This is a genomic window from Vibrio sp. SCSIO 43153, assembly GCF_023716625.1.
Lineage (GTDB): Bacteria > Pseudomonadota > Gammaproteobacteria > Enterobacterales > Vibrionaceae > Vibrio > Vibrio rotiferianus.
The window spans coordinates 1,449,601-1,473,001 of record NZ_CP071855.1 but is presented as its reverse complement, the minus strand read 5'-3'; the positions used below and the strand labels follow the sequence as shown (position 1 = coordinate 1,473,001).

General features: G+C 45.7%; 19 protein-coding genes. 7 read left to right on the top strand and 12 right to left on the bottom strand.

All coding sequences use genetic code 11. The features are described from left to right. Positions 1-11 precede the first annotated feature (11 nt). Together J4N37_RS06695 and J4N37_RS06690 are read left to right on the top strand one after the other, a co-directional pair. Complete coding sequence (locus J4N37_RS06695) at positions 12-677, top strand: LuxR C-terminal-related transcriptional regulator (protein WP_252041988.1); 666 nt, start codon at positions 12-14, stop codon at positions 675-677. A gap of 248 nt (positions 678-925) precedes the next feature. Then, complete coding sequence (locus J4N37_RS06690) at positions 926-2,398, top strand: carboxypeptidase M32 (protein ID WP_252041987.1); 1,473 nt, start codon at positions 926-928, stop codon at positions 2,396-2,398. A gap of 52 nt (positions 2,399-2,450) precedes the next feature. Here the strand turns inward: J4N37_RS06690 and J4N37_RS06685 are convergent, their stop codons facing one another. Together J4N37_RS06685 and J4N37_RS06680 are read right to left on the bottom strand one after the other, a co-directional pair. Next, complete coding sequence (locus tag J4N37_RS06685; protein ID WP_252041986.1) at positions 2,451-5,498, bottom strand: efflux RND transporter permease subunit; 3,048 nt, start codon at positions 5,496-5,498, stop codon at positions 2,451-2,453. Next, entirely contained in the window at positions 5,495-6,265 is a 771-nt protein-coding gene (locus tag J4N37_RS06680; protein ID WP_010447809.1) for an efflux RND transporter periplasmic adaptor subunit, read from the bottom strand. The genes J4N37_RS06685 and J4N37_RS06680 overlap by 4 nt, the downstream gene beginning before the upstream one ends. A gap of 445 nt (positions 6,266-6,710) precedes the next feature. Here J4N37_RS06680 and J4N37_RS06675 point away from each other — a divergent pair, with 445 nt between their 5' ends. The 4 genes from J4N37_RS06675 to J4N37_RS06660 all read left to right on the top strand — a co-directional run bounded on the left by J4N37_RS06675 (position 6,711) and on the right by J4N37_RS06660 (position 9,764). Beyond that, positions 6,711-7,817 carry a M20/M25/M40 family metallo-hydrolase gene (locus J4N37_RS06675; protein WP_252041984.1) on the top strand — a complete coding sequence of 369 codons (1,107 nt, stop codon included), beginning with the start codon at positions 6,711-6,713 and terminating at the stop codon, positions 7,815-7,817. Positions 7,818-8,314: 497 nt separating this feature from the next. Next, positions 8,315-8,494 (top strand): hypothetical protein, encoded by a 180-nt coding sequence (locus J4N37_RS06670; protein ID WP_252041983.1) that lies wholly within the window; start codon positions 8,315-8,317, stop codon positions 8,492-8,494. 157 nt (positions 8,495-8,651) lie between these two features. Continuing rightward, entirely contained in the window at positions 8,652-9,080 is a 429-nt protein-coding gene (locus tag J4N37_RS06665; protein WP_252041982.1) for a hypothetical protein, read from the top strand. Between the two features lie 9 nt (positions 9,081-9,089). After that, complete coding sequence (locus J4N37_RS06660) at positions 9,090-9,764, top strand: Crp/Fnr family transcriptional regulator (RefSeq protein WP_252041981.1); 675 nt, start codon at positions 9,090-9,092, stop codon at positions 9,762-9,764. 72 nt (positions 9,765-9,836) lie between these two features. Here J4N37_RS06660 and tsgA read toward each other — a convergent pair whose 3' ends face one another. The 5 genes from tsgA to hrpA form a co-directional block, all read right to left on the bottom strand. After that, on the bottom strand, positions 9,837-11,003 hold the full coding sequence (gene tsgA, locus J4N37_RS06655; protein ID WP_252041980.1) for an MFS transporter TsgA: 1,167 nt from the start codon (positions 11,001-11,003) through the stop codon (positions 9,837-9,839). An 87-nt stretch (positions 11,004-11,090) separates the two neighbouring features. After that, a complete protein-coding gene (deoD, locus tag J4N37_RS06650; RefSeq protein ID WP_370445480.1) occupies positions 11,091-11,801 on the bottom strand; it encodes a purine-nucleoside phosphorylase in 711 nt (236 codons plus the stop codon). Between the two features lie 163 nt (positions 11,802-11,964). Next, positions 11,965-12,480: a porin family protein gene (locus J4N37_RS06645; protein ID WP_171305271.1), complete on the bottom strand. Its 516-nt coding sequence runs from the start codon at positions 12,478-12,480 to the stop codon at positions 11,965-11,967. A gap of 214 nt (positions 12,481-12,694) precedes the next feature. After that, complete coding sequence (locus J4N37_RS06640; protein ID WP_010447800.1) at positions 12,695-13,174, bottom strand: outer membrane beta-barrel protein; 480 nt, start codon at positions 13,172-13,174, stop codon at positions 12,695-12,697. Positions 13,175-13,387: 213 nt separating this feature from the next. Continuing rightward, a complete protein-coding gene (gene hrpA / locus J4N37_RS06635) occupies positions 13,388-17,425 on the bottom strand; it encodes an ATP-dependent RNA helicase HrpA (protein ID WP_503048330.1) in 4,038 nt (1,345 codons plus the stop codon). Between the two features lie 175 nt (positions 17,426-17,600). Between hrpA and J4N37_RS06630 the strand changes: the two genes are divergently transcribed. Beyond that, positions 17,601-18,185 (top strand): FMN-dependent NADH-azoreductase, encoded by a 585-nt coding sequence (locus J4N37_RS06630; RefSeq protein WP_252041979.1) that lies wholly within the window; start codon positions 17,601-17,603, stop codon positions 18,183-18,185. Positions 18,186-18,240: 55 nt separating this feature from the next. On the opposite strand, the gene J4N37_RS06625 is transcribed toward J4N37_RS06630, so the two are convergent. The 5 genes from J4N37_RS06625 to J4N37_RS06605 all read right to left on the bottom strand — a co-directional run bounded on the left by J4N37_RS06625 (position 18,241) and on the right by J4N37_RS06605 (position 23,375). Then, positions 18,241-18,738: a 4Fe-4S binding protein gene (locus J4N37_RS06625; RefSeq protein WP_252041977.1), complete on the bottom strand. Its 498-nt coding sequence runs from the start codon at positions 18,736-18,738 to the stop codon at positions 18,241-18,243. Then, entirely contained in the window at positions 18,725-19,336 is a 612-nt protein-coding gene (locus J4N37_RS06620; RefSeq protein WP_252041976.1) for a molecular chaperone TorD family protein, read from the bottom strand. The genes J4N37_RS06625 and J4N37_RS06620 overlap by 14 nt, the downstream gene beginning before the upstream one ends. Before the next feature lie 111 nt (positions 19,337-19,447). Then, positions 19,448-20,299, bottom strand: coding sequence for a dimethyl sulfoxide reductase anchor subunit family protein (locus tag J4N37_RS06615; protein ID WP_252041975.1), 852 nt, complete (start codon positions 20,297-20,299; stop codon positions 19,448-19,450). Further along, positions 20,299-20,928 carry a DMSO/selenate family reductase complex B subunit gene (locus tag J4N37_RS06610; RefSeq protein ID WP_005433785.1) on the bottom strand — a complete coding sequence of 210 codons (630 nt, stop codon included), beginning with the start codon at positions 20,926-20,928 and terminating at the stop codon, positions 20,299-20,301. Before J4N37_RS06610 ends, J4N37_RS06615 begins: the two co-directional genes overlap by 1 nt. Next, positions 20,928-23,375 (bottom strand): DmsA/YnfE/YnfF family dimethyl sulfoxide reductase, encoded by a 2,448-nt coding sequence (locus J4N37_RS06605; RefSeq protein WP_252041974.1) that lies wholly within the window; start codon positions 23,373-23,375, stop codon positions 20,928-20,930. The genes J4N37_RS06610 and J4N37_RS06605 overlap by 1 nt, the downstream gene beginning before the upstream one ends. Positions 23,376-23,401 lie beyond the last annotated feature (26 nt).

The following is a 23,401-nucleotide window of genomic DNA, read 5'->3' as shown; positions in this document are numbered from 1 at the left end:
TGGGGCTAGTCATGCACGGTAGGGCAAACAACAGCGGCCGACTCAGTATTCTTTTGGTTGGAGATCATTGTATACAGAATCAGTTTTTACGCCGCGAAATAGAGAAAAGTAATAAGTATAAGTTCACAAGGAAAAGCATTCATGATTTCAGTCACTTAACTATCCAAGGCTCGTTTGACATTGTGTTGGTATCTTACGCACAATTAGAAAAGTATGATTATCATGGCTTTATTTCTGCCTGCACAGCGGAGGCAGACCTGATCGTTTACGACGTACCTAATGGTATTGTCGAGCTTAAACTCGCCGCGAGTTTAAATCTCAAGGGAATGCTTTATGAAGATGCTCCTATCGAGCACTTAACGCGTTGTATACAAGCGGTCGAAAACCAAGAGCTTTGGCTACCGAGAAAAGTCATGGAAAAAATGCTCAGCGACATTCGCCCTTACGCAATGAATTCGCTGGATATCAGCTCAACATTAACCAAACGCGAGAAACAAATACTTGATCGGCTCGTTCAAGGCCATTCTAACCTGCAAATCGCGGAAGAGTTATTTGTTGCGGAAAGCACAGTAAAGACCCACGTTTATAAACTGTACAAAAAACTCAATGTCAGTAACCGAAAAGAAGCCGTTCAGAAAGCAAGCCAGCCGTTTCATTACGAATTTAAGCCACACTAACCTATTAATTGCACTTAACCGCACATACTGCACACCTCTTCTAAAGGCATCCGACCTCTATACAAGTTACTGAAATTGTGCACAATAGACCTGAATTATTTGTTAAAAAATAGTAAATTCAAATAATCTCGCTATCGGTGATTTGTTGATGCTTTATCTTGTTCTGCATCCAGCACCAAGAGAAGGAACCCTAGGTTCAAGGACCCCTTTGGGGCGTTTAAGGAAAGAAAATACAAAAGAGTAGTCACATGAGCGCATTTCAAAAACTCGTCGAACATTCAAATAAAGTCTTCAACTTCGGTCATTTAGCATCCATTGTTGGTTGGGATCAGGCTGCCGTTATGCCCGCAGGCGGTGCAGAAGCTCGATCTAATGCAGTGGCAGAATTAGAAGTCCACATCCACTCTTTAATGACTCAGCCGCACCTTGGTGACCTATTTGCTCAAGCAGAAGAAGAGTCACTGTCTGCTAAAGAGCAAGCCGTACTTCGCGAAATGAAACGTGATTGGCAGCAGGCTAACCTATTACCAGAGTCATTAGTTCAAGCTCAGTCCCTAGCGGGCTCAAAGTGTGAACACGCTTGGCGTACTCAGCGTGGTGACAATGACTGGGCGGGGTTCGAAAAGAACTGGGCAGAAGTGGTCAAACTTTCTCAAGAAGAAGCGCAAATCCGAGCGGAAGCCAATGGCACGACGCCTTACGATGCAATGCTAGATATTTATGAACCTGGCACAACTTCCGCTTCACTCGATGCTCTATTTGCAGACGTTAAAACGTGGCTACCGAATCTAATCGATGACGCTATCGAGAAACAAAAGTCGAACAATATTCTACTGCCTAACGGCCACTACCCTGCTGAAAAGCAAAAGGCATTGGGTCTAGAAGTCATGAAGCTTTTGCAGTTCGATTTTGAGCGTGGCCGTCTCGATGAAAGTGTTCACCCTTTCTGTGGTGGTGTACCAACCGATGTACGAATTACTACGCGTTATGACGAGAGCGAATTTGTTCAGTCTCTAATGGGTATCGTGCACGAAACTGGTCACGCGCGTTACGAGCAAGGTTTACCTAAATCGCTAGCGGGCACTATGGCAGGTCAAGCACGCTCAATGGGAATCCATGAGTCTCAATCTCTGTTCTTTGAGATGCAAGTCGGTCGTAGCCAAGGATTTGTAGAACACCTAGCACGTCTGGCTTCGAACCACTTTGAAGGCCCTGAGTTTGCACAAGATAACCTATCAAAAATCTACACTCACGTAGAGAAAGGCTTTATCCGAGTTGACGCTGACGAGTTGACCTACCCAGCTCACGTCATCCTACGTTACGAGATTGAGCGCGACCTGATGAATGGCGTGATCAAACATACCGACGTGCCAGAGTTGTGGAATGAAAAGATGAAGTCTTATCTTGGTCTATCAACAGAAGGGAACTTCAAAAACGGTTGTATGCAAGACATCCACTGGACCGATGGTTCATTTGGCTATTTCCCTTCATACACACTAGGCGCAATGTATGCGGCACAATTTATGGCTGCTATGAAGAAAACTGTGGACGTGGATGGCGCGATTCGCTCCGGTGATCTGTCACCAATCTTCACATGGTTATCTGACAATATTTGGAGCCAAGGAAGCCTACTATCTACTGATGACTTGGTCACACAAGCGACTGGTGAAGTCTTAAACGCTAAGCACTTTAAAGATCATTTGATTGGTCGTTACTTGTAACAGTCAAATCGAAAGAAAGCCGAGCGTTTTGCTCGGCTTTTACTTTTAATGGCTACTTAACCATTATTGCATCATTTGTCTTTTCATCCATTTCATTAGGCGATTGCACGCCGTTATTACGATGAGTCCAAAGGTAGATGGATGGAATAACCGTAAGGGTCACTATCATCGAGATAACACAGCCCCATCCTACTACTAACGCCATTGGAGACATGTAATTGTCATAACCACCAAACCCATACGCCAAAGGAATTAGACCAGCAACCGTCGTGATGGTCGTTAATGTTATTGGTCGAACGCGACTTTGAGTCCCTTGAATGACAAACTCTAATAAGTTGCTTTTATTACAATCCGATTCGTGTTCTTTAAAGTGCCAGATCAACACTAAGCTGTTATTCACCATGATACCAATCAAGGCGATCATCCCGATAATCGAGAAGAAACTTAAAACTTGATTGTGTAAGAACAGAATGAACAACGCGCCTGCAATACCAAAAGGAATCACCGTTAAGACAATTAACGTCTCTCTCATCCTATCGAACAACAAGATGAGAAGCAGAGCGATGCCAATAAACGCCACGCTGATTGCAATGATAAAGCCTTGTTGTGCTTCCTGGGTTTCAAGGATTTGACCAGTAGCGATGATCGATGCACCGCCGTACTCTTTATTGGCAAACTCTTGTTGCACCAAAGCAAACACCGCCACAGGGTCTGTTACCGTAGCATCTACCCCAGAAGAAACGCGGATAACTCGTTCACCATTAAAGTGCTTGATCTGCGCTTCTGAGTCTGCATTTTTCCATCGAACCAACTCGCTCAAAGGCACGAGCTTGTTATCACTTGCACGAACTAACAGGTTATTGAGCTCCTCAAGTGACTTGTCATCCTCTTCTAACGCAACTCGGAAGTACACTTCTTCCTCACCGTTAAAGATGCGAGTCACTCGCTGACCATCAATCGCGAACTTGATGATGTCACCTACTTGGTTCGCGCTAATACCATAATATTTTAACCAATGGTGCTGTAGTTCTGCTTGGATCTGCGGTGCAGGTGCGTTCAAATCGCGACGCACACGACTGGTTCCGTCGAGAGAATCAATATATGCCGTTAAGTCATTGGCTAAGTTCTCACGACCTTCGTCCGTTCCGCCAACAACACGTAAATCAACTGGGCGTCCAACTGGTGGCCCACCACCATCAATATCAAATTCGATCTGCGCGAGACCAGTAATTTGTGTGGCTTTTTCTTCCCACTCCTCAACGATTTGCTCTGCCGTTCGGGTTCGACTATTAGGTGGTGTTAGTGAGATAACCCAATAGCTATTTGGTGAACTCACCTCTCCGTACCAGTAGTTTACCTCTTCCGTATTTTTAATCAGTGACTCTAATTTCTGAGTTTCTTGCCAAACGTCATCCAAATCCAGTTCTGGATTCGACTCAGCACTTATCTCGATCAGATACGCGCCATCCGTAGGGAAGAACAGAAAACTCAAGCTCTTATAAGAAATTGCACCTAAACTCAGGATCACAACAGTGATACATGGTAACGCCAACTTACTATTGCGAATAACAAACTCAATCAATCTATTAAGGATCGTTAAATCTAAGAAGGCTTTCTTTTTGAGTTGGTTGCGCTTGGTTAAAATGCCTTTTAGGTGAGCAGGAATAAAGAACAGTGCATCAACGAATGAGAAACACAGCGCCACAATCACGGTAAGCGGAATAACATAAACGAGCTTACCACTGTTACCAGGTAAAAAGAGCAACGGCACAAACGCGATCATAGTTGAAAGAATACTAGCCAGTACCGCAGGAAATACGCTCTTCACCCCCTGAGTTACAGCGGTTTCAACAGGGTATCCCTCTTCGACTAACGCGACGATTTTATCACTGACAACGACAGCATCATCCACAATGATGCCGACGATTAAAATCAATGCCGACATGGTAAACACATCGAGGATTTGGCCAAAAGGTGGAAGTAAAGCCAAGGTGCCAAAAATACAAACTGGAATGGAAACCGCAACCCAAAACGCGATTCTTCTGTCTAGGAACAGCGCCAGAGTAATCAGCACTAAACCAAGTCCTACCAAACCGTTGTCTTTCACAATCCGCGCTTTTTCTTGAATATCTCCAGATAAATCAGAACCGATTGCGATTGTGTACTTATCCCCTAGCAAGCTTTGCTGGCTATCAATCAATGCTTTAACCGCATTGGAAGTACTAATGACATCGGCTGTTTCATTGGTCCTGAGATCAAATAGGATACTCTTATTACCATTTATCGAGCCGTAAACATCACCTTTTTCAAAACCATCCTCAATGACACCTGAGACATCTTTTAGCTGGATATTGGGACTGAATGAAATGAACATGTTTCTCAGCTCATCAAGACTGTCCAACTCTGCAGATGTCATTAATTCTGGGTTGTTCTTGAGCGTCTCTAGACGTCCTCCACTGATCAAAGTGTTACGCTCGGCAATCAGTGCTGCAACTTGGTCGAGTGTCAGACCGTACCGGCGCAATGAAATTGGTTCAAGCTGAATTAAGAACTCAGGAGCGCGTAAATCAACGGTATAAACCTCACCTATCCCCTCAACGCGGCGCAACGCGAGCTCAAGATCTTTGGCTTTCTGTCGCAGTGCTTTGTAGCCAACATCACCTGAGATACCCACTACCATGAAATCTAGACTGTACGATTTTTTGATCGAAAGTGTTGGCGCTTCAGTCACTCCTGCAGGCAAGTCAGATACTCTTGCCAAGGCATCTCGAATGTCTTGGTACACCGCATTTGGGTCTGAAACGTTACTGTCCAACACCACACTGATGTTGGAAATGCCAGTTTCAGAGGTAGATGTGAACTCTTTTAAGCCAGAAATGGAAAGCAACTCTTTTTCAATCTTACTGGTGATATTGCTCTCGATGTCTTTCGCACTTGCTCCGGGATAAACGGTAACAATATTACCTTTACCTAGATCAAATCGCGGCTTTTCCGCCAGCGGCAGGTTGTACGCAGTTAGCGCCCCTACACTGATGATCAAAATCGTCAGTATTTTAGAGGCAAACTTACGATGAGAGAGTAGTTCTAAGAAGAAGTTCACATCGCCTCCTCATCATTGAAATAGACATAAGATTCCATGCCAGGGTTCAGCAAACCATCAGTGTTTTGGACGGTGACTTCAACAAGGAAGCCTGGTTCACTGTTTTTAAACGCAGGCGAAAGTAAGGTAATTGTTCCATCTAACGTCTTATTCACTGAAGGGACTTCGACTTTCACCGCTTCACCTTTTGTGAACTTGTTAAAATCAATTTCCAATAGGTGGAAACTGACCTTTAACATATCCATATCTGCGATAGTAAATAGAGGATCGCCTACCGAGATAAACTGCCCCATCTCTACAGAACGATCAATAATGACGCCATCAAATGGAGCATCTGGCGTTGCTTTATCTAGCGTCCTTGCGGCAATTTTGTATTGGGTGTTGCTGACATTAAATTGAGCTCGGCCAATGTTGGTCACACGAATTTGATTATCGACATCACTCGCGGACACGCCTTTGCTCTTTAATAGAGACTGATAGCGCTTCAATTGCTTTTCTTGAATATCGAGCTCAGCGCGACTTACTTCAAGCTCGTTTCTCGCAAGCTCTAAGCTCAACGAATAGTCTTGCGACGACAAAGACAGTAACTCTTGGCCTTGAGTCACCAAATCGCCATTGTCATAAACATAAGAGTCGACGACTCCTGCAACCTCACTTTTAACAACGACACTTTTTTCAGGGATTAACTGACCTACAACGTAATCACTCGAGGCATGAGCAATACTTGATAGGAAAAACAACGGTATTAGTGCAGATCTTTTATTCATTTAGTTATCTCAAATCTGATGAACCAAAAGTGACCTGTGCAGATTGCTCTATTCAAATAATTAGAAACCACTGATATCAACGCACAAGCCCATGATGTTTAGCAAAACGTTAACCAAAAGTATGGTTAATAGTTAACGCAATTCTTGATTGGACCTATAAATTATCAGTGGAAGTGTGGAAAAAAAGTGAGTCCTTAATGGACAGGGTTGAAAGTCAATTGATAGAACTATTTACACCTCTAGCGTACTTTTTCAAGAATTAACCGAATTCGTGACGGTGTTATGAGATTCAGAATTCTCTTGGTCAGAACAATGTCAGGCAGCGGTGTTTTTTGATTCAAGACAGTTTTCACTGGGTTAAGGTGTGTAATAAGAGGTGTTCTGTTCCCTTTCGGGCCCGCACGATACGGATGCGGTCTCGACCCAGAAAGAAAGAGACACCCAAATGACACAAATCAATCAAGAACGTCTAGTTGAACACTTCTGCCAACTGGTTCGCATCGATAGCGAATCAATGAATGAAAAACAAATCGCAGAAACTCTAGCTGAGCAACTGGGCGAGTTAGGCTTTACAGTTCAAAAGCTACCTGTACCAGAACACATTTCTAACGGTTTTAACGTATACGCGCGTCTAGAAGGTAAGAAAGAAGGCTCTATCCTAATGAGCTGCCACATGGATACAGTAACTCCGGGTATTGGCATCGAACCTATCATCGAAGACGGCATCATTCGCTCTAAAGGCAATACAATTCTTGGCGGCGATGACAAGTCTGGTATTGCGGCAATCATGGAAGCGGTTCGCTGCATCCAAGCAGAAAACCTTGAGCACAAAACACTAGAGCTTGCATTCACTGTGCATGAAGAAGGCGGTCTGTTCGGCTCTGAGTACTTCGACATGACGCACGTAACGTCTAAAGAAGCGATCGTACTAGACACAGGCGGTCCTATCGGCACTATCGTGACAGCAGCACCTGGTCAGCAAAAAATCGTTGCGACAATCAAAGGCCGTCCAGCACACGCGGGTCTAGCTCCTGAAGAAGGCATCAGTGCAATCATGGTCGCGGCAGATGCCATCAATCAGATGAACCTGCTTCGCATCGACGAAGAAACAACAGCAAACATCGGTATGGTAAATGGTGGTCAAGCGACTAACATCGTAATGCCAGAGCTAAAAATCGTTGCCGAAGCTCGCTCTCTAAATGGCGAGAAGCTAGAAGCGCAAGTCAACCACATGATCTCTACATTCGAGTCTGTGAGCGAAAAACATGGTGCAGAAGTTGAAATCGAATCAAGCCGTGCATACGACGCGTTTGTTATCGAAGAAGACAATGCACACGTATCAGCAATCAAAGCGGCATTCGCTGACATGGGCATCGATGCGTTCACAAAAGGCACAGGTGGCGGTAGCGACGCGAACAACTTCAATAAGAAAGGGCTAACAACCGTAAACCTTTCTACAGGTATGGCAAAAGTACACACCACGGAAGAATTCATTGCAGTGGACGACATGGTGAAAATCACAGAGTTCGTAAAACACTTCCTAGTAAAATAAGCTCACTGCAAACCTAAATTCAGATAATCACTTTGATCCCCTTCCGGCCCTACGCTTGAAGGGGATTTTTTATTAGATACCTTTGCGTACTTCACTTACTAGATTGTGCTCACTGTAAATAAATCTAGTGCCATAAACCCGCCCACAACTTTGTGACACTGTCACTAAAAACCCACAAATAGATAGCCACAATATCAGTTTTTGTGCTGAACATTGGCTATTTACTCTCCTTCTACCAACGTATTTTAATAAAAAGCCTAAACACTTATAAACTTCGCTCAATTAAGATGCCAACTACATAAAAATCAACACCTTGACTAGATAGATAACGACAAATTTGGACATAAGGTTCCAATCTGATTCCACCATCAAGCTGGGGCTGGAAGTACCTAGGCTCAGCAGAAAATCATGTTCAGTTTGGTTTTAACCCACTGAAAATCGATCGTAGTAGCATCGACAATGCACAGCGAGTAGCGAACTATTTTAATCAGTCTAAGTTGCTGACATGGGAACAAGCAGGCACAACGGCATGGGGTGAATCGGAAAACGCCATTTTCATCGATACCGATGCAGACGGTGAACGCCGCTACTTTATGCAAAAACGCCCGGGAGTGAACATCGCGTTGCCAGTTCAAAACACCTCTGACGCTGATTGGCAACATCTCGGCCAGTTCTAACTCGTAAAAATGTTCGTAGCATGATCATTTAACGTTAACGCCCTACCTAAGCTCAGACTTGTGTAGGGAGTCTTTCTATTTTATTCCAGCGGTCTTTTTGGTGTTGCCCTCAAACCGAGTTACACTACGCCCTCTTTTCCTTTTCTGATTCATTCCCATGACCGACGCTGATATCGAGCTGCAACACCTTTGGTTAGAAGTCCAAGCTGAGCGCTGGCAGAACCTGTCACGCTTTTTGTTTAGCTATTACTGTTACAAACACAACCTCGTGAGTAAAACCAATAAAGTGTGTTGGGAAACAGCCCGTGCATCACTACCTTGTTCTAAGACGATTACCGAACGCAAACATGCGGTTATCGAACCATTGATACCGGAAGATACGGTCGTTGGACTATTAAAAACCATCAGCAAAGATGGCGATATGAGCTTTGAAATAATGACGAGCACACTCGACACATTTTTGCGCTATGTTGTGATCAGCAAACAAGAAAAAGCCCAGCTTAAAACCAACATGCCAGCAAGTTGGTATCAGCTAGAGAACAAGTCATTAATGGCACGTTTTGAGCTCGCAGGTATTGTCATTTAAGGTACGTCGATGCAGTTACAAACCCTAGGTAAAGGACGCTTCGAGGCGCAATGGAGTGAAGATAAACATCTTATCGAAAAAACGATCCGAGATTGCATCTGTACGCGCCGAATTTTTGATGAAAACGAAAAGCTCCTCACCCAAGGCGAGCATGTCGAGAACTTATATCTGGTCGATTCCGGTCGCATCTCCATGGGAGTCACGGCGAGAAACGGCAAAACCTTTCTGCTTGGCACGCTTGAGTGTGAACAACAAGTCTTTGGTGAAATGGAGTTCTTTACTGGCTATCGTTGCCAAATGGATATTATCCCAGTTGAGCCAGTTGAAGTTGCCATTATTGATGCGCAAAAGCTGCAAAAGTGCCTGTTAGAGCAGCCTCGACTGTCGCTTTACTTTGCCAGTGCTATCGCGATTGATTACCAAGATACGGTGGAGATTCTTTCTCGCCGATTACTTTACCCAATCACCTATAACGTGGCATACGACATTTATCATCAGTATTTAAATGACCTGCCAGTGGATGGGTTCCAAAAGAACTACTTGGAAGCTGAGCGATTTGCCACCTCAGATCGTGTGTATCGCCGCGCAGTGAAAGAGCTTGAAAGCAAAGGCTTCATTGCCAAAGAAAAGAAAGGGTTACGTATTCTCGACTTGGACGGACTGCGTAATTTTGTCGACGAATAGCTGAGTTCTTTAATCGTAAATGAGAAAAGGTCTGCACAATGCAGACCTTTTTGTTTTCGTACTTAATTTCATTTAAGCGGTTTGCGTTTGCCTTACCGTTTTAAACTTCATTGAAACCACTAACATTGCCACGACTACTGCGTAGATAACTGGGATAGCGTACATCACGGTTTGCAGACCAACCACGCTTTCCATTACCGAACTGATGGCTGGGCTAAACATCGCGCCCGCACTGCCGCTGATTAAAATGTATGACACGTTCTTACTGGTTGCATTGCGCACAAACGATACACCGTAAGCAATAAAGGCATTGTAAAGCGCAGCGCACGCAAAACCGTAACCGTAAGTCAGGTATGACAACCATTCTAGTTTATCCGTAGTAACGATAACGCTAGTGATCACCATAGCAACAGAGATGATAGTCAGTAAGAAAGTCTGAATCTTCATACGCGAAACAATCACGGTAGAAACCAACGCACCAACCAGAGCGGCAGACCAGTATTGAGTGATGATGTTGCCCGCTTGCTCAAATGGGATATCAAACTTCTCTTTCACGAACATTGGTGCCCAAGTTAGGAAGGTGTACAGCGCAAGCATACCTAGGAACAAACCTACACCACCGCTGATGATGCCGAAGTTCCATTCAGATTTTGCTTCTTGCTCAGAGCCACTTTCGCCGCCACATTGGTTAAAGTTGGTCAGCAGCGCAACAAACATAGTTGCCAGCGCTACCACGCCCACACTCAGGTAGCTGATGCTCCAGTTCATGGCATTGGTCAGTGCATATGTGGTAATCAAAGGGAAAACAACGCCCGCAACATTGAAGGTCGCGTCTTGAACCACCAGCATGGTGCTTTGAATTTTGTCTTTCCATACCGATACGACGATAGTACCCGCGATACAAAGACCGACACCACCACAGAAACCAATGACTGTCATGCCAAGCATCACGATAAACAGAGATGGTGCAACGTATAGGCTCAATGCAGAAGCTGCAATCGCGCCGTAACACAACACGGTCATGCGTTTGATGCCGACTTTCTCAATCAAAAAGAAAGCAGCGATAGTGCCGGCAAGTGCGCCGCCATTTAATAGCGAGAAAATCGACGCGACTTCGTTAACGTTCGCATCAAAGGTGTTGGCAAGCGGTTCGACCAACATACCAAATTGGGTCGCAAAACCCGCCATGATGAAGTTGGCGAGAAAGCTAATTGCGGTGAGTGTTATTTTATTTCTCATAGTTCACTCCAAGGGCTCATTGGATAGATGTTCTTATCATGATTGAGAGCCAGCGAGCTAGCTCTCAAAACAAACTTAATCGTAGGGTTAAGCTTTAATCGCAGTTTCTAGCGCAATTTCAATCATGTTGTTGAAAGAAAGCTGACGCTCTTCTGCTGTGGTTTCTTCGCCAGTAATGCAGTGATCAGACACGGTCAAAATCGCCAGCGATTCGATGCCGAATTGGTGCGCCAAGCCGTACAAGCCCGCCACTTCCATGTCCACACCAAGCACGCCAAAGCGTTCTAGTGCAGGGATCATGTCTTCATCCGGATCGTAGTAAAGATCACCAGTGAAAATGTTGCCCACTTTGACATCAATGCCTTTCTCTTTCGCAGACATGTAAGCATTGTGCAGCAGTTCAAACGTTGCAGACGTTGCCATGTGGTAGCCACTGCTGCGCTTAGCGTTAGTTGGTGAATCCGTACCTGCTGCTTGCGCTAAGATTACGTCACGCATGTGAACGTCTTTTTGCGTCGCACCGATACTACCGATTCGGATAATGCGTTTCACACCAAAGTCATTAATCAGCTCGTGACCGTAAAGCACCATTGATGGGATGCCCATGCCATGCCCCATGACTGAAATGCGCTGGCCTTTGTAGTAACCGGTGTAACCCAGCATGTTACGAATGTCCGTGACCAGTTTGGCGTCATCTAGGTAGGTTTCAGCGATGTATTTCGCGCGCAGCGGGTCGCCCGGCATGATAACAGTTGAAGCAAAATCTTCTGCAGAACCTGCGATATGAGCAGTCATAATGTTTTCCTCGTTCGTTCTGATGGCGCAATCATAATGAGGAAGCGGGACAAAGTTTCAGGACAAAAGTCCGGTTTAAAAGTACAAGGTCTCAGAACGGAAGAAAGGCAACAAAAAACAAAAAAGCACCTATGAAAGGTGCTTTGGGGGTGATGCGAAACCAGTATTACAAGAAGTGGAATGTTACATTGCCAGTAATGCTACTTAAGCTATCACTATCTCCTTCAATATCCACGCCGAAAGCTTGATAACTCGCCCCAATTGAAATGTTATCCAGAACGAAGTATTCAGCACCAAATCCAACCACATATGACACACCATCATCCTTGTCCAAAGAACTTAATGATCCGTTGTATTCAACATTAAATGCGTTAATTCCCGCTTTACCGTATACGTGGAGAGGGCCAAAATCAATGCTAGGTTTTGCAGCTAAGTAGAACGAAGAAAAATCCACACTGCCGGAGTTTCCACCTAAAGATAGGTCAACTTGTCCATGGTTAAAGTAGCCAACTTCAATACCAATCAATGGCAAGATCCCCGTGCCAACATGAATGCCGTAAGTTGTGTCATTTTCGCTGTCGATATCAGACTGACCAATTTGACCACCAGCGTAGATCCAAGAGTCAGCAAACGCTGAACTTGAACAAAGCACCAGAGCCAATAACGAGAGTTTTGTTTTCATAGTGATACCTTTCTGATTGGATTCCAGACTGGCCTATAAGACGAGTGTTTTCGCGTCTATTATGCTTTTCTAGCCAGACTATATGAGAAAGCTAGCTCGTTTTTCGAAAAGTGGGCGAATAAAATATAAGCAATATTTATTTGTGTGATTTACAAACAAAAAACGCCGGCATGTTGCCGACGTTTTACAAATAAACCTTCGAAGAACTCGATGATTATAGGAAGTGCAGTGTCGCGTTTAGAGAGAAAGTACCGATGTCGTCTTTACCCGCTGTGTAGTTCATGTAGCTTGCACCAACAGACATAGGACCGAAAATGAAGTATTCCGCACCCACACCGTACATTAGATCGAAATCATCGTCGTTTGTGCCGCCAGAAACTTTCTTATCCCACTGGTGGATACCGCCTTTTGCGTACACGTGTAGCGGGCCGAAATCGATACTTGGCTTAAGTGCTGCGTAGTAAGAAGTCAGCTTAGTATCTTTGCCATCTACTTTGAATTCACCGTGCTGAGTTACACCTGCTTCGATACCGATGATAGGCAGGATACCTGTACCAACGTGTACTGAGTAAGAAGTGTCACTTTCGCCTTTAAAATCAGACTGGCCTACAGACGCTCCGCCGTAAATCCATGAGTCTGCCATTGCTGCAGAAGAAGCACCAAGAAGTGCTACTGCCAATAGAGTTTTCTTCATCATCAACCTTTACTCTTTATTATTACCCACTTCTGCTTTGGGCAGAGGTTGGTACTGCAAACATAAAAGAGGCGAACCTTTGCCTCTTTTATGACTAAAAATCACTTGTGGCCAAAAATCTGCAATTACTGTACCAATAGAGCCTATAACTGGACAAACCATTGATTAGTCAGTAATCCCCACAAGAAAAACCGCCGCTATTGTACTGATCGCTTAGCAAGCATCAATCGCATTTTTGACACGTTTATCAGAAACCGGATATGGAGTGCCTAATTGTTGAGCAAAGAAGCTCACACGAAGTTCCTCGAGCATCCAACGGATCTCTTTTACATTCTCCGGAATCACCATGCCTTTTGGAATCTTGTTCAGCAACTCTTTATAATCACTGGCTACTGACTCCACTTTTAGCATGTGTAAACGGTCTTTATTCGGATCAATCGGCAACTTCTCCATACGGCGCTCAATCGCGCGCATGTAACGTAGAATATCTGGCAGACGTTTCCAGCCACATTCTGTTGCGAAACCTTTGAAGATCAGTCCTTCTATTTGTGCTTTGATGTCCGATAACGCAAACGCCATGGTGAAATCGATCTTGCCTTTCAACTTCTTATTGATGTTGAACGCGGTCGTCAGGATGGTTTCCACTTGCTGCGCAATTTCCACCACGGTATCACCAAGTTCAGCACGAACGTGTTCTTTCAGCGCATCAAACTTCTCAGGCTCCCAAACCAAACCGCCCTGCTCTTCGATAAGCTTATCGACACCACACGCGATACAGTCATCAATCAGATCCAGCACTTTACCGTAAGGGTTAAAGTACAGACCCAACTTCGACTTGTTCGGTAAGTTAGAGTGCAGGTATTTAATTGGCGACGGCACGTTCAACAAGATCAGACGGCGCTGACCCGCTTGCATTGCCGTGACCTGCTCGTATTCGGTCTCGTACAGTTTGATTTCAACACTGTCCTTAGAATCCACAATCGCTGGGTACGCTTTAACATCGTAACCGCCACGTTTTTGTTGGTACACCTTAGGCAGCTCGCCAAAACTCCACGTATGCAAACCTTCTTGCTCGATGTCGTCATCCGCAACTTTTGAAAGGGTTTCTTGAACTTTGTCTTTCAAGCTCTCTTTCAATTCGTGAAGGTCTTTGTTTTCCTTCAACTTGCGATTTCTATGGTCAACCGCGCGGAAAGTCACCTTCAAGTGCTCCGGAATTTGATCCATATTCCAATCTTCGCGCAGAACTTCTACACCCGTCATTCGACGCAGCTCTTTCTCTAACGAGTCAAGCAGCGGCGCTTCCATCGGTGTTGCACGAGCTAAGAAAGCATCGGCGTAGTTTGGCGCAGGAACAAAATTCTTACGCACCGTCTTCGGCAGCGATTTAATCAAACTCACCACAAGCTCATGGCGCAGACCTGGGATCTGCCAATCAAAGCCTGCAGGCTCGACTTGGTTCAAGATCGGCAGCGGCAAGTGTACCGTCACACCGTCACTGTCATCACCCGGCTCAAACTGGTAGCTCAGCTTAAGTTTCAGGTTGTTTTGATGCCAGAAGTTCGGGTAATCCAAATCGGTAACGTGGCTTGCATCGCCCTTGAACAGCATCTCTTTCTCGAAGTTCAGCAGTTCTTTGTTGTCTTTAGACGCTTTCTTCCACCACGTATCGAAGTGTTTACCAGAGACTACTTCAGTACCAACACGTTGGTCGTAGAAATCAAACAGTTCATCGTCATCCACCAAGATGTCACGGCGACGAGATTTGTGTTCAAGTTCTTCCACTTCTTGAAGAAGCTTGCGGTTTTGCTTGAAGAACGCGTGTTTAGTTTCCCACTCACCTTCCACCAGCGCACTACGAATGAATAGCTCACGACTGACGGTTGGATCGATACTGCCATAGTTCACCAAACGCTTCGGTACAATTGGCACGCCGTAAAGCATCACTTTCTCGTGTGCCATGACTGCTGCACGTTTCTTCGACCAATGCGGCTCGCTGTAACTGCGCTTAATCAGGTGCTTCGCTAACGGTTCAATCCACTCAGGTTGAATCTTGGCGATGATACGACCCCAAAGTTTAGAGGTTTCCACCAATTCAGCAGACATGATCCACTTAGGCTGTTTCTTAAATAGACCTGATGCAGGGAAGATATGGAAACGAGCGTTACGCGCGCCTTGGTATTCATTCTTCTCTTGGTCTTTCATACCGATGTGTGACAACAAACCGACCAAGATTGAGCTGTGTACGCCATGGTAAGACGCAGGCTCATCGTTCAGTTTGAATTCCATTTCACGCATCGACTGGTGAATTTGGAAGTACACATCTTGCCACTCACGCACGCGCAAGTAGTTCAAGTAATCTTGTTTACATTGCTTGCGGAACTGGTTGCCCGTTAGCGCTTTTTGCTGCTTCTGGATATAATCCCACAGGTTCACAAACGTCAGAAAATCTGAGTCTTCATGGAAGAAACGTTTGTGCTTGTCATCAGATGATTGCTGCTTGTCACTTGGACGCTCGCGCGGGTCTTGAATCGACAATGCCGCTGCGATGATCATCACTTCTTTCAATGCGCCTTGCTTTGGTGATTCCAATACCATACGTGCTAAACGTGGGTCGATTGGAAGGCGTGCAAGTTGACGACCAATGCTGGTTAGGCGTTTCTTCGATTCTTTCGCATCAGAATTGATTGCACCCAACTCTTCTAGAAGGCGAACACCGTCTTGAATGTTACGTTTGTCAGGTGCTTCCACAAACGGGAAGGCTTGAATATCACCCAAACCAAGTGCCGTCATCTGCAAGATAACCGACGCTAGGTTGGTGCGCAGGATCTCAGGATCGGTAAACTCCGGACGTGACTCAAAATCTTCCTCTGAGTACAGGCGGATACAGATACCCTCTTCCACACGACCACAACGACCTTTACGCTGGTTCGCACTCGCCTGAGAAACTGGCTCGATTGGAAGACGCTGAACCTTAGTACGGTAACTGTATCGACTGATACGCGCCGTACCCGGGTCGATAACGTATTTGATGCCCGGAACCGTCAACGAGGTTTCCGCTACGTTGGTTGCCAGTACAATTCGACGACCAGCATGAGGTTGGAAAATCTTGTTCTGCTCACCCGCCGACAAACGCGCGTAAAGCGGCACAATTTCCGTGCTCTTCAGGTTACGTTTCGACAGTGCATCAGCGGTATCACGGATTTCACGCTCACCGTTCATGAAGATCAGGATGTCACCTAAGCCTTCATCGCACAGTTCGTCTACCGCTTCGAAGATACCTTCAAGTTGGTCACGATCATTATCGTCATCACCACTTAGTGGGCGGTAACGCGTTTCTACTGGGTAAGTACGACCTGACACTTCAATGATTGGGGCATTGTTGAAGTGTTTTGAAAAACGCTCAGGGTCGATGGTTGCCGACGTGATGATCACTTTCAGATCAGGACGACGTGGTAGCAACTCTTTCAAGTAACCCAAGATGAAATCGATGTTAAGACTGCGCTCGTGCGCTTCATCGATAATGATGGTGTCGTATTGATTCAAGAAACGATCATGCTGAATTTCAGCCAGCAAGATACCGTCCGTCATCAATTTGATTTGGGTATTTTCAGAGATCTGATCGTTGAATCGAACCTTATAACCAACAAACTCACCAAGCTTGGTTTCCATCTCTTCGGCAATACGGTTCGCAACCGAACGCGCCGCAAGACGACGAGGCTGAGTATGACCAATCAGACCGAATTTACCGCGACCAAGCTCAGCACAAATTTTTGGTAGCTGAGTGGTTTTACCTGAACCGGTCTCACCTGCAACGATAACCACTTGGTTTTCTTCGATCGCTTTCGCAATGTCGTCGCGTTTTTGACTGACTGGCAGGATTTCAGGGTATTCAATCGTTGGTTTGTAGCTACTACGTTGCTCCACAACCATCATGGATTTGGCGATATCTAATGCGATTTCATCAAACACAGCGTTACGTGCTGCGTCTTTTTTGATTTTGCTTGCACCAGAGATTCGTTTACTCAAGCGGAAGCGGTCACGCATCATGCACTGGTTAAGTGCCTTGCGCAGTGACGCTGCATTATTTACTTGAGCCTGAGGCGCAGCATTCTGAGAAGCTTGTGCTTGAGATGCATTAGCCTGCTTCGCTTTGGCATTTTGCGCACCATTTGACGGTGTCGCTTGCTCTTCAGCGGGATTCTTTTTTGGGGGCTGTGACGAAGTCAAAGCGTTTCCTATTCTTTTCATTACATAAAACTGCGCGGATTGTAGCACATAAGGGCTAGAACAAGATAACGGAAAGCAGTATCCAGCAATCATTCAATTTTTTCGAACAACTTAAGCAAATCCATCGGGTTTTGAGTCTATGAGCATTGCCTATAATGCATCACATAGCCGAAAGCACTCATTAAAGGAAATCCATATGTCTCGTGTACTAGCTCTTAAGTCAAGCATCCTTGGCGATTACTCTCAATCAAACAAACTGGTTGAAGACTTCATCAAAAATGTAGACCAAGATAAACTAACAGTTCGTGATTTAGCTGCGAATCCACTGCCAGTTTTAGACTTTTCCGTTGCGACAGCACTACGTGCAACAGAAGATCTTTCGCAAGAGCAACAAGCGGTGGTTGATCTATCTAATACCTTAATTGAAGAAATCAAAGCAGCAGATACTTTGGTTATCGCAGCACCAATGTACAACTTCACGATTCCAACCCAGCTTAAAAACTGGATTGATTTGATTGCTCGTGCAGGCGTGACATTCAAATACACAGAAAATGGCGTTCAAGGTCTGATTGAAGGTAAGAAAGCAATCGTAGTCACCACTCGTGGTGGTCTTCATAAAGACTCACCAACCGACAGCATGACACCATACCTACGCACAGTATTGGGCTTTGTTGGTATCACGGATGTGGAATTTGTTTACGCAGAAGCGCTAAACATGGGCGAAGACGCAGCAGCGAAAGGCATCTCAGACGCACAAAGCCAATTGGCAACCTTGGCGTAAGATTGAATAGCATTGAATACAAACAAAAAGGGATTGGTTCGCGCCAATCCCTTTTTTATCGTTTTAAGTCAAAGCTGATCATGCTGTTGTAGCAACTTTGCGCGCATTGTCCGCAACCTTTGCATTTGGCAGCGTCAATTTTAGGTTTCATATCATCTTGCCATTGCAAAGCATCATAAGGGCAACTGTCCTCGCAACTACCGCAATAACCGTATAAGTTTTCACAGCTGTTCGAGATAGTGGCAATCAAGCCTGTAGACTCTGTTTGATTGGAAAGCGCCAATGTAGGACACGCCGACTTACACGCGCCGCATAAATCACATGCCGAGTAACTGATGTCTAACGCGGCAACGCCATCAACCATTTCTATGATTTGGCTCGGACATGCAGAAGCGCACTTTCCGCACCCATCACATAGCCTTGTGAACATCGACTCTTCCACCGCATACGGCGGTCTCGCTTTTACACGAGGCTCTTGAGCTTGCTCTACTGTTGCGCAACGGAACGAAAACAGACGTCGCTTGCTTAGATCAACCGATTCAGACTGGCGCATCCGAGTAATCTCTCTTTGCTGGCACAACGACTTGGTATTGCTCACTCAAGGATTGAAGCAATTCTTCAGTAAGGCTCGACAATTTTGAGTAAGGCGCAAGAGTCACTGCTTTTTTGAAGCGTTTGTTGAAAAAACCAAACCACGTCATCAGGTGCTCGCGCAGCATTTCAGCCGCCAGTTTTTGTTGGTCAGTTTCTAGCAACATCCCTAACACCATCAGCATCAAGCCGATCTGGTCTTCTGGCTCACGTTGGTCAGATTCCAAAGCAAAACCACAACGCTGCAAGAAGTAACGATATTCAATGGTTGATTCACCAAACAACACCGCTTCTTTATCTAGATAAGCCGAACCCCAAGGTGGCGCAGGCATCTCACCAATACCGGCAAACATGCGATCGTGCTCCATTTGCAGTGTCTCTTCGCTCTCGTTTTGAAAGCTGCGCAGCATGTCATTGAGCGCTTCGATTGGCGTATCAGTATTGCTCAACAACGTATCGAGATTTGCCGCTGGGTAATCTTTTGGCTGGTAGTAAAACAGTGCACCAAACAGCTTAAGAACGATGCTGGTATCTTGTGGTTCAAGTTGAGAAATTTGCATGAAGTACCTTTGATGACTGGTGTTTTTATTCTTCGATTAAGTAAAACGGAAAAGAGGTGGGACGAACACTCGCCCCACTCTGCTAATTGTTATCAGTACAAACAACGATTATTAGTACAAACCAGATGTAAAGTGCATGCCGTAGAACACGTTACGACCTAGAATCTCTGCAACGAACAAGGCAACGAATGCCACGATAGCCAGCAAGTTCTTCTGACGACCTTCAGCGGTAAACAACTCAGCGAATACCCAAAGAGCAGCAGCAACCACAAGCAACAATACGTGACCAGCAACATAGCCAGATAGCATGGTGATTTGATCCAAGCCACTGTGAATCGCCGTTGAGATACCTGCGAAGTAAATCGTCTGCATTACTGAGAACGCTAGGTTCAGCGCAATCAAGCTCACACCAGCCCACATTAGGCGACGATTGGTTTTCTCAGCCGTCACGTCCAATACGTTGATCAGCGTGTAACCAAACATCAGACCCGAAGTCACGACCGTGAACCAAAACGCAACCGTTGTCATTGGTGAGTACCATGCTGGTACCGTTTCGATTTGGTAAACATTTGCCATCGCGAACATGAAAATCACGCCAACCGCGATAGACAACCAGTTCACAATTTTGCGAACGCCTTCGCTGCCGATTTTTAGAATCGTTAGCAACCAGTACAAACCCGCTAGAGACAGAAAGCTTGCACCCGTTAAGATCTCGTTAGATAGCGCCGCACTACCAACACGGTTTAATGCGTTGAAGGCACGAAGTGGACTACCTAAATGCGTGGTTGAGAACAAGAAACCCAATCCCATTACAACCAAAATTGCGAAACGTGCGATGTTCATACGAGGTTCTGTCACGCGTGGTGGCTTGCCGAATTTCTCGAACGCATTAACCGTTAGGTGCGCGCCAACCGCTGTTTGAGCAAGAACCGTAAAGGCAACTAATGGTGCTTCGTATAACATTATTTCACCTCTCTTGGATTCTGTAGGAAACCAGTGCGGTCATTGGTTGGGCGACCATTTGGATTTAGCTTCACGATCAGGTTCGGGCTCGTAATGCGAGAGTCTGGCAATGGTGCCACATCCGCGTTTGAACCGTATTTCGCGCGTAGCTCATCAATTGGACCAAACTCAATCGCACGCAATGGACAGCTATCAACACACACTGGCATTAAGCCTTCTGCGACACGTTCGTAACAGCCATCACACTTAGTCATGTGACCTTTTTCTTCGCTGTATTGAGGTGCGCCGTATGGGCATGCCATGTGACAAGATTTACAGCCGATACACACGCTTTCATCGACAACAACAAAGCCGTCTTCTTCACGCTTGTGCATTGCACCTGATGGACAAACCTTGGTACACGCAGGGTTAGTACAGTGGTTACAAGAGATCGATAGGTAGTACGCGAACACGTTTTGACGGAACGCACCGTTTTCTTCCGTCCAGTTGCCGCCTACGTATTCGTAAACACGACGGAAGTTGCGGTCGATACCCAGATCTTTGTTGTCTTTACAAGAGAGCTGACATGTTTTGCAGCCAGTACATTTGCTTGAATCAATGTAAAAGCCATACTGCTTCGCTGTGCTCATTATTTAGCCCCCATTTTCTTAATTAGCGTCACTTCAACGAGGTTGGTATGGCTCGGGTTTGATTTTGCCAACGGGCTTGGACGTTGTGTCGTCAATACGTTGATTGAACCCGCTTGGTCAACACCTTTACCATTTGGTGAGTACCATGCGCCCTCACCTAAGCCAACCACATGCGGCATGATGCGTGGGGTCACTTTTACACGAACGTTCATTTCACCGAACTTGCTGCGAACACTCACTAAATCGCCGTTATCAATATTGCGAGAAGCGGCATCGACTGGGTTGATCCAAAGCTCTTGTGGTGCTGCTGCTTTTAGGATGTCGACGTTGCCGTACGTAGAGTGCGCACGTGCTTTGTAGTGGAAACCCGTCAACTGAAGCGGGAACTCTTTACGATCTGGCGAATCCCAGCCGTTGAACGTCGAAACGTATTCAGGCAATGGCTTGATGGACTCATCTTCGTCCAGTTCCCATTCTTCGTTGATCTTCGCGAGGGTCTCTGAGTAGATCTCAATCTTACCTGACGGTGAAGGCAACGGATTCGCTTCTGGGTCACGGCGGAAATCTTCAAACGCCACATATGGACGGTCGAATTGCTTCTTGTAGATGCCCTGCTTTCTCATCTCATCGTAAGACGGCAGGTTTGGATCGTTGTTTTGTTTAACGGTCTGAGCGTACATCCACTGTAGCCACTCTTCTTGAGTGCGACCTTCAGTAAATTCATCAAACACGCCCATGCGCTTCGCCACACCAGACATGATGTCGTAGATTGGCTTACATTCGAAACGAGGTTGAATCGCTTGGCTTGCAAAGATGAAGTAAGGCATTGATGCAGCCGCACCATCCATACAGAAATCCGATTGCTCTGAGGTTGTACAGTCTGGCAGTACGATATCGGCATACTTCGCAGAAGAGGTCATGTGGTTGTCGATCACCACAATCATTTCACACGCTTTTTCATCTTGAAGAATGTCGTGTGTGCGGTTGATGTCCGAGTGTTGGTTAATCAGGCAGTTACCTGCATAGTTCCAGATGAACTTGATGTTGTTTTGCAGCTTCTCTACACCTTTGATGCCATCAGTAAGATCGGTCATCTCAGTGCCGCGGAAAATCGCGTCTGTCCAAAGGAACATTGGGATAGAAGCGCTGATCGGGTTTGGTACTTTCGGGAAGCGTTGGAATGGGTAAGAGTGGTTACCCTCACGAGCACCAGTACCACCGCCTTGTAGACCAACCTGACCACGGAGCAGAGACAGCATCATGATCGCTTTACACGCTTGCTCACCATTTGCTGAACGTTGTAGACCCCAACCTTGGGTGATGTAAATGCGTTTTGCATCGCCGATTTCACGCGCAAGTTTCAAGATCACATCAGCAGGAATACCTGTGATTGGCTGTGCCCACTCTGGCGTTTTCTCGATACCATCTGGACCTGTTCCCATGATGTAATCTTTGTAGCTGCCGTTTTCTGGCGCTGACGCAGGCAGTGTTTTGCGATCGTAACCCACACAGTAACGGTCAAGGAAGTCTTGGTCGACTTTATCTTCGCTGATCAATACATGTGCGATAGCAGCGATCAGTGCAGCGTCAGTACCATGCTTGATTGGTACCCATTGGTCTTCACGACCCGCGGCAGTATCGGTGTAACGAGGGTCGATACAGATCGTACGTGTGTGGCTGATGTTTTTGGCGTCCACGTAGTTATGAACCTGACCACCGCCCGACATACGAGTTTCTGCAGGGTTGTTACCAAACATCAGACAAAGATCTGCGTTTTGCACGTCGTCAATCGAGTTGTTGTCTACCCAAGTGCCGTAGAAATACTCAGACATACATTCAATGTTCGCTGCTGAGTAGTCACCATAGTGATTTAGGTAACCACCACAAAGGTTCATCATACGAGCAACCAATGTCGCGCTTGGGTCCCAACTCTTAGTTACCGTACCACCCAAGGTACCCGTACCGTAGTTTAGGTAAACCGCGTCATTACCGTAGTCTTTAATGATGCGTTTTAGGTTGTCACCAATGAGGTCAAAGGCTTCATCCCAAGTGATGCGTTTAAACTTACCTTCACCACGTTTACCAACACGAAGAAGTGGGTATTTCAAACGGTCTGGCGAGTAAACACGGCGACGCATAGAGCGACCACGCAAACAAGCACGTACTTGATGGTTGTGGTTATACACATCATCACCCGTGTTATCGGTTTCTACCCATTTGATTTCACCGTCGACCACATGCATACGAAGCGGACAACGCGAACCACAGTTAACGGTACATGCCGACCAGACAATTTTTTCATTTGGTTTTGCTGGCGTTTCTTTGGCAACCGCTTTAGTTGCAAACGGGAGAGAAAGCGCGTTTCCTGCTAACGCCAAAGCGCCAAGTGCAGAACCGCCCTTTAAAGCATCACGCCGAGTAATATTAAACTTACCATTTTGACTCATGGTTTTTTCCTAAATTACGTTTTTGA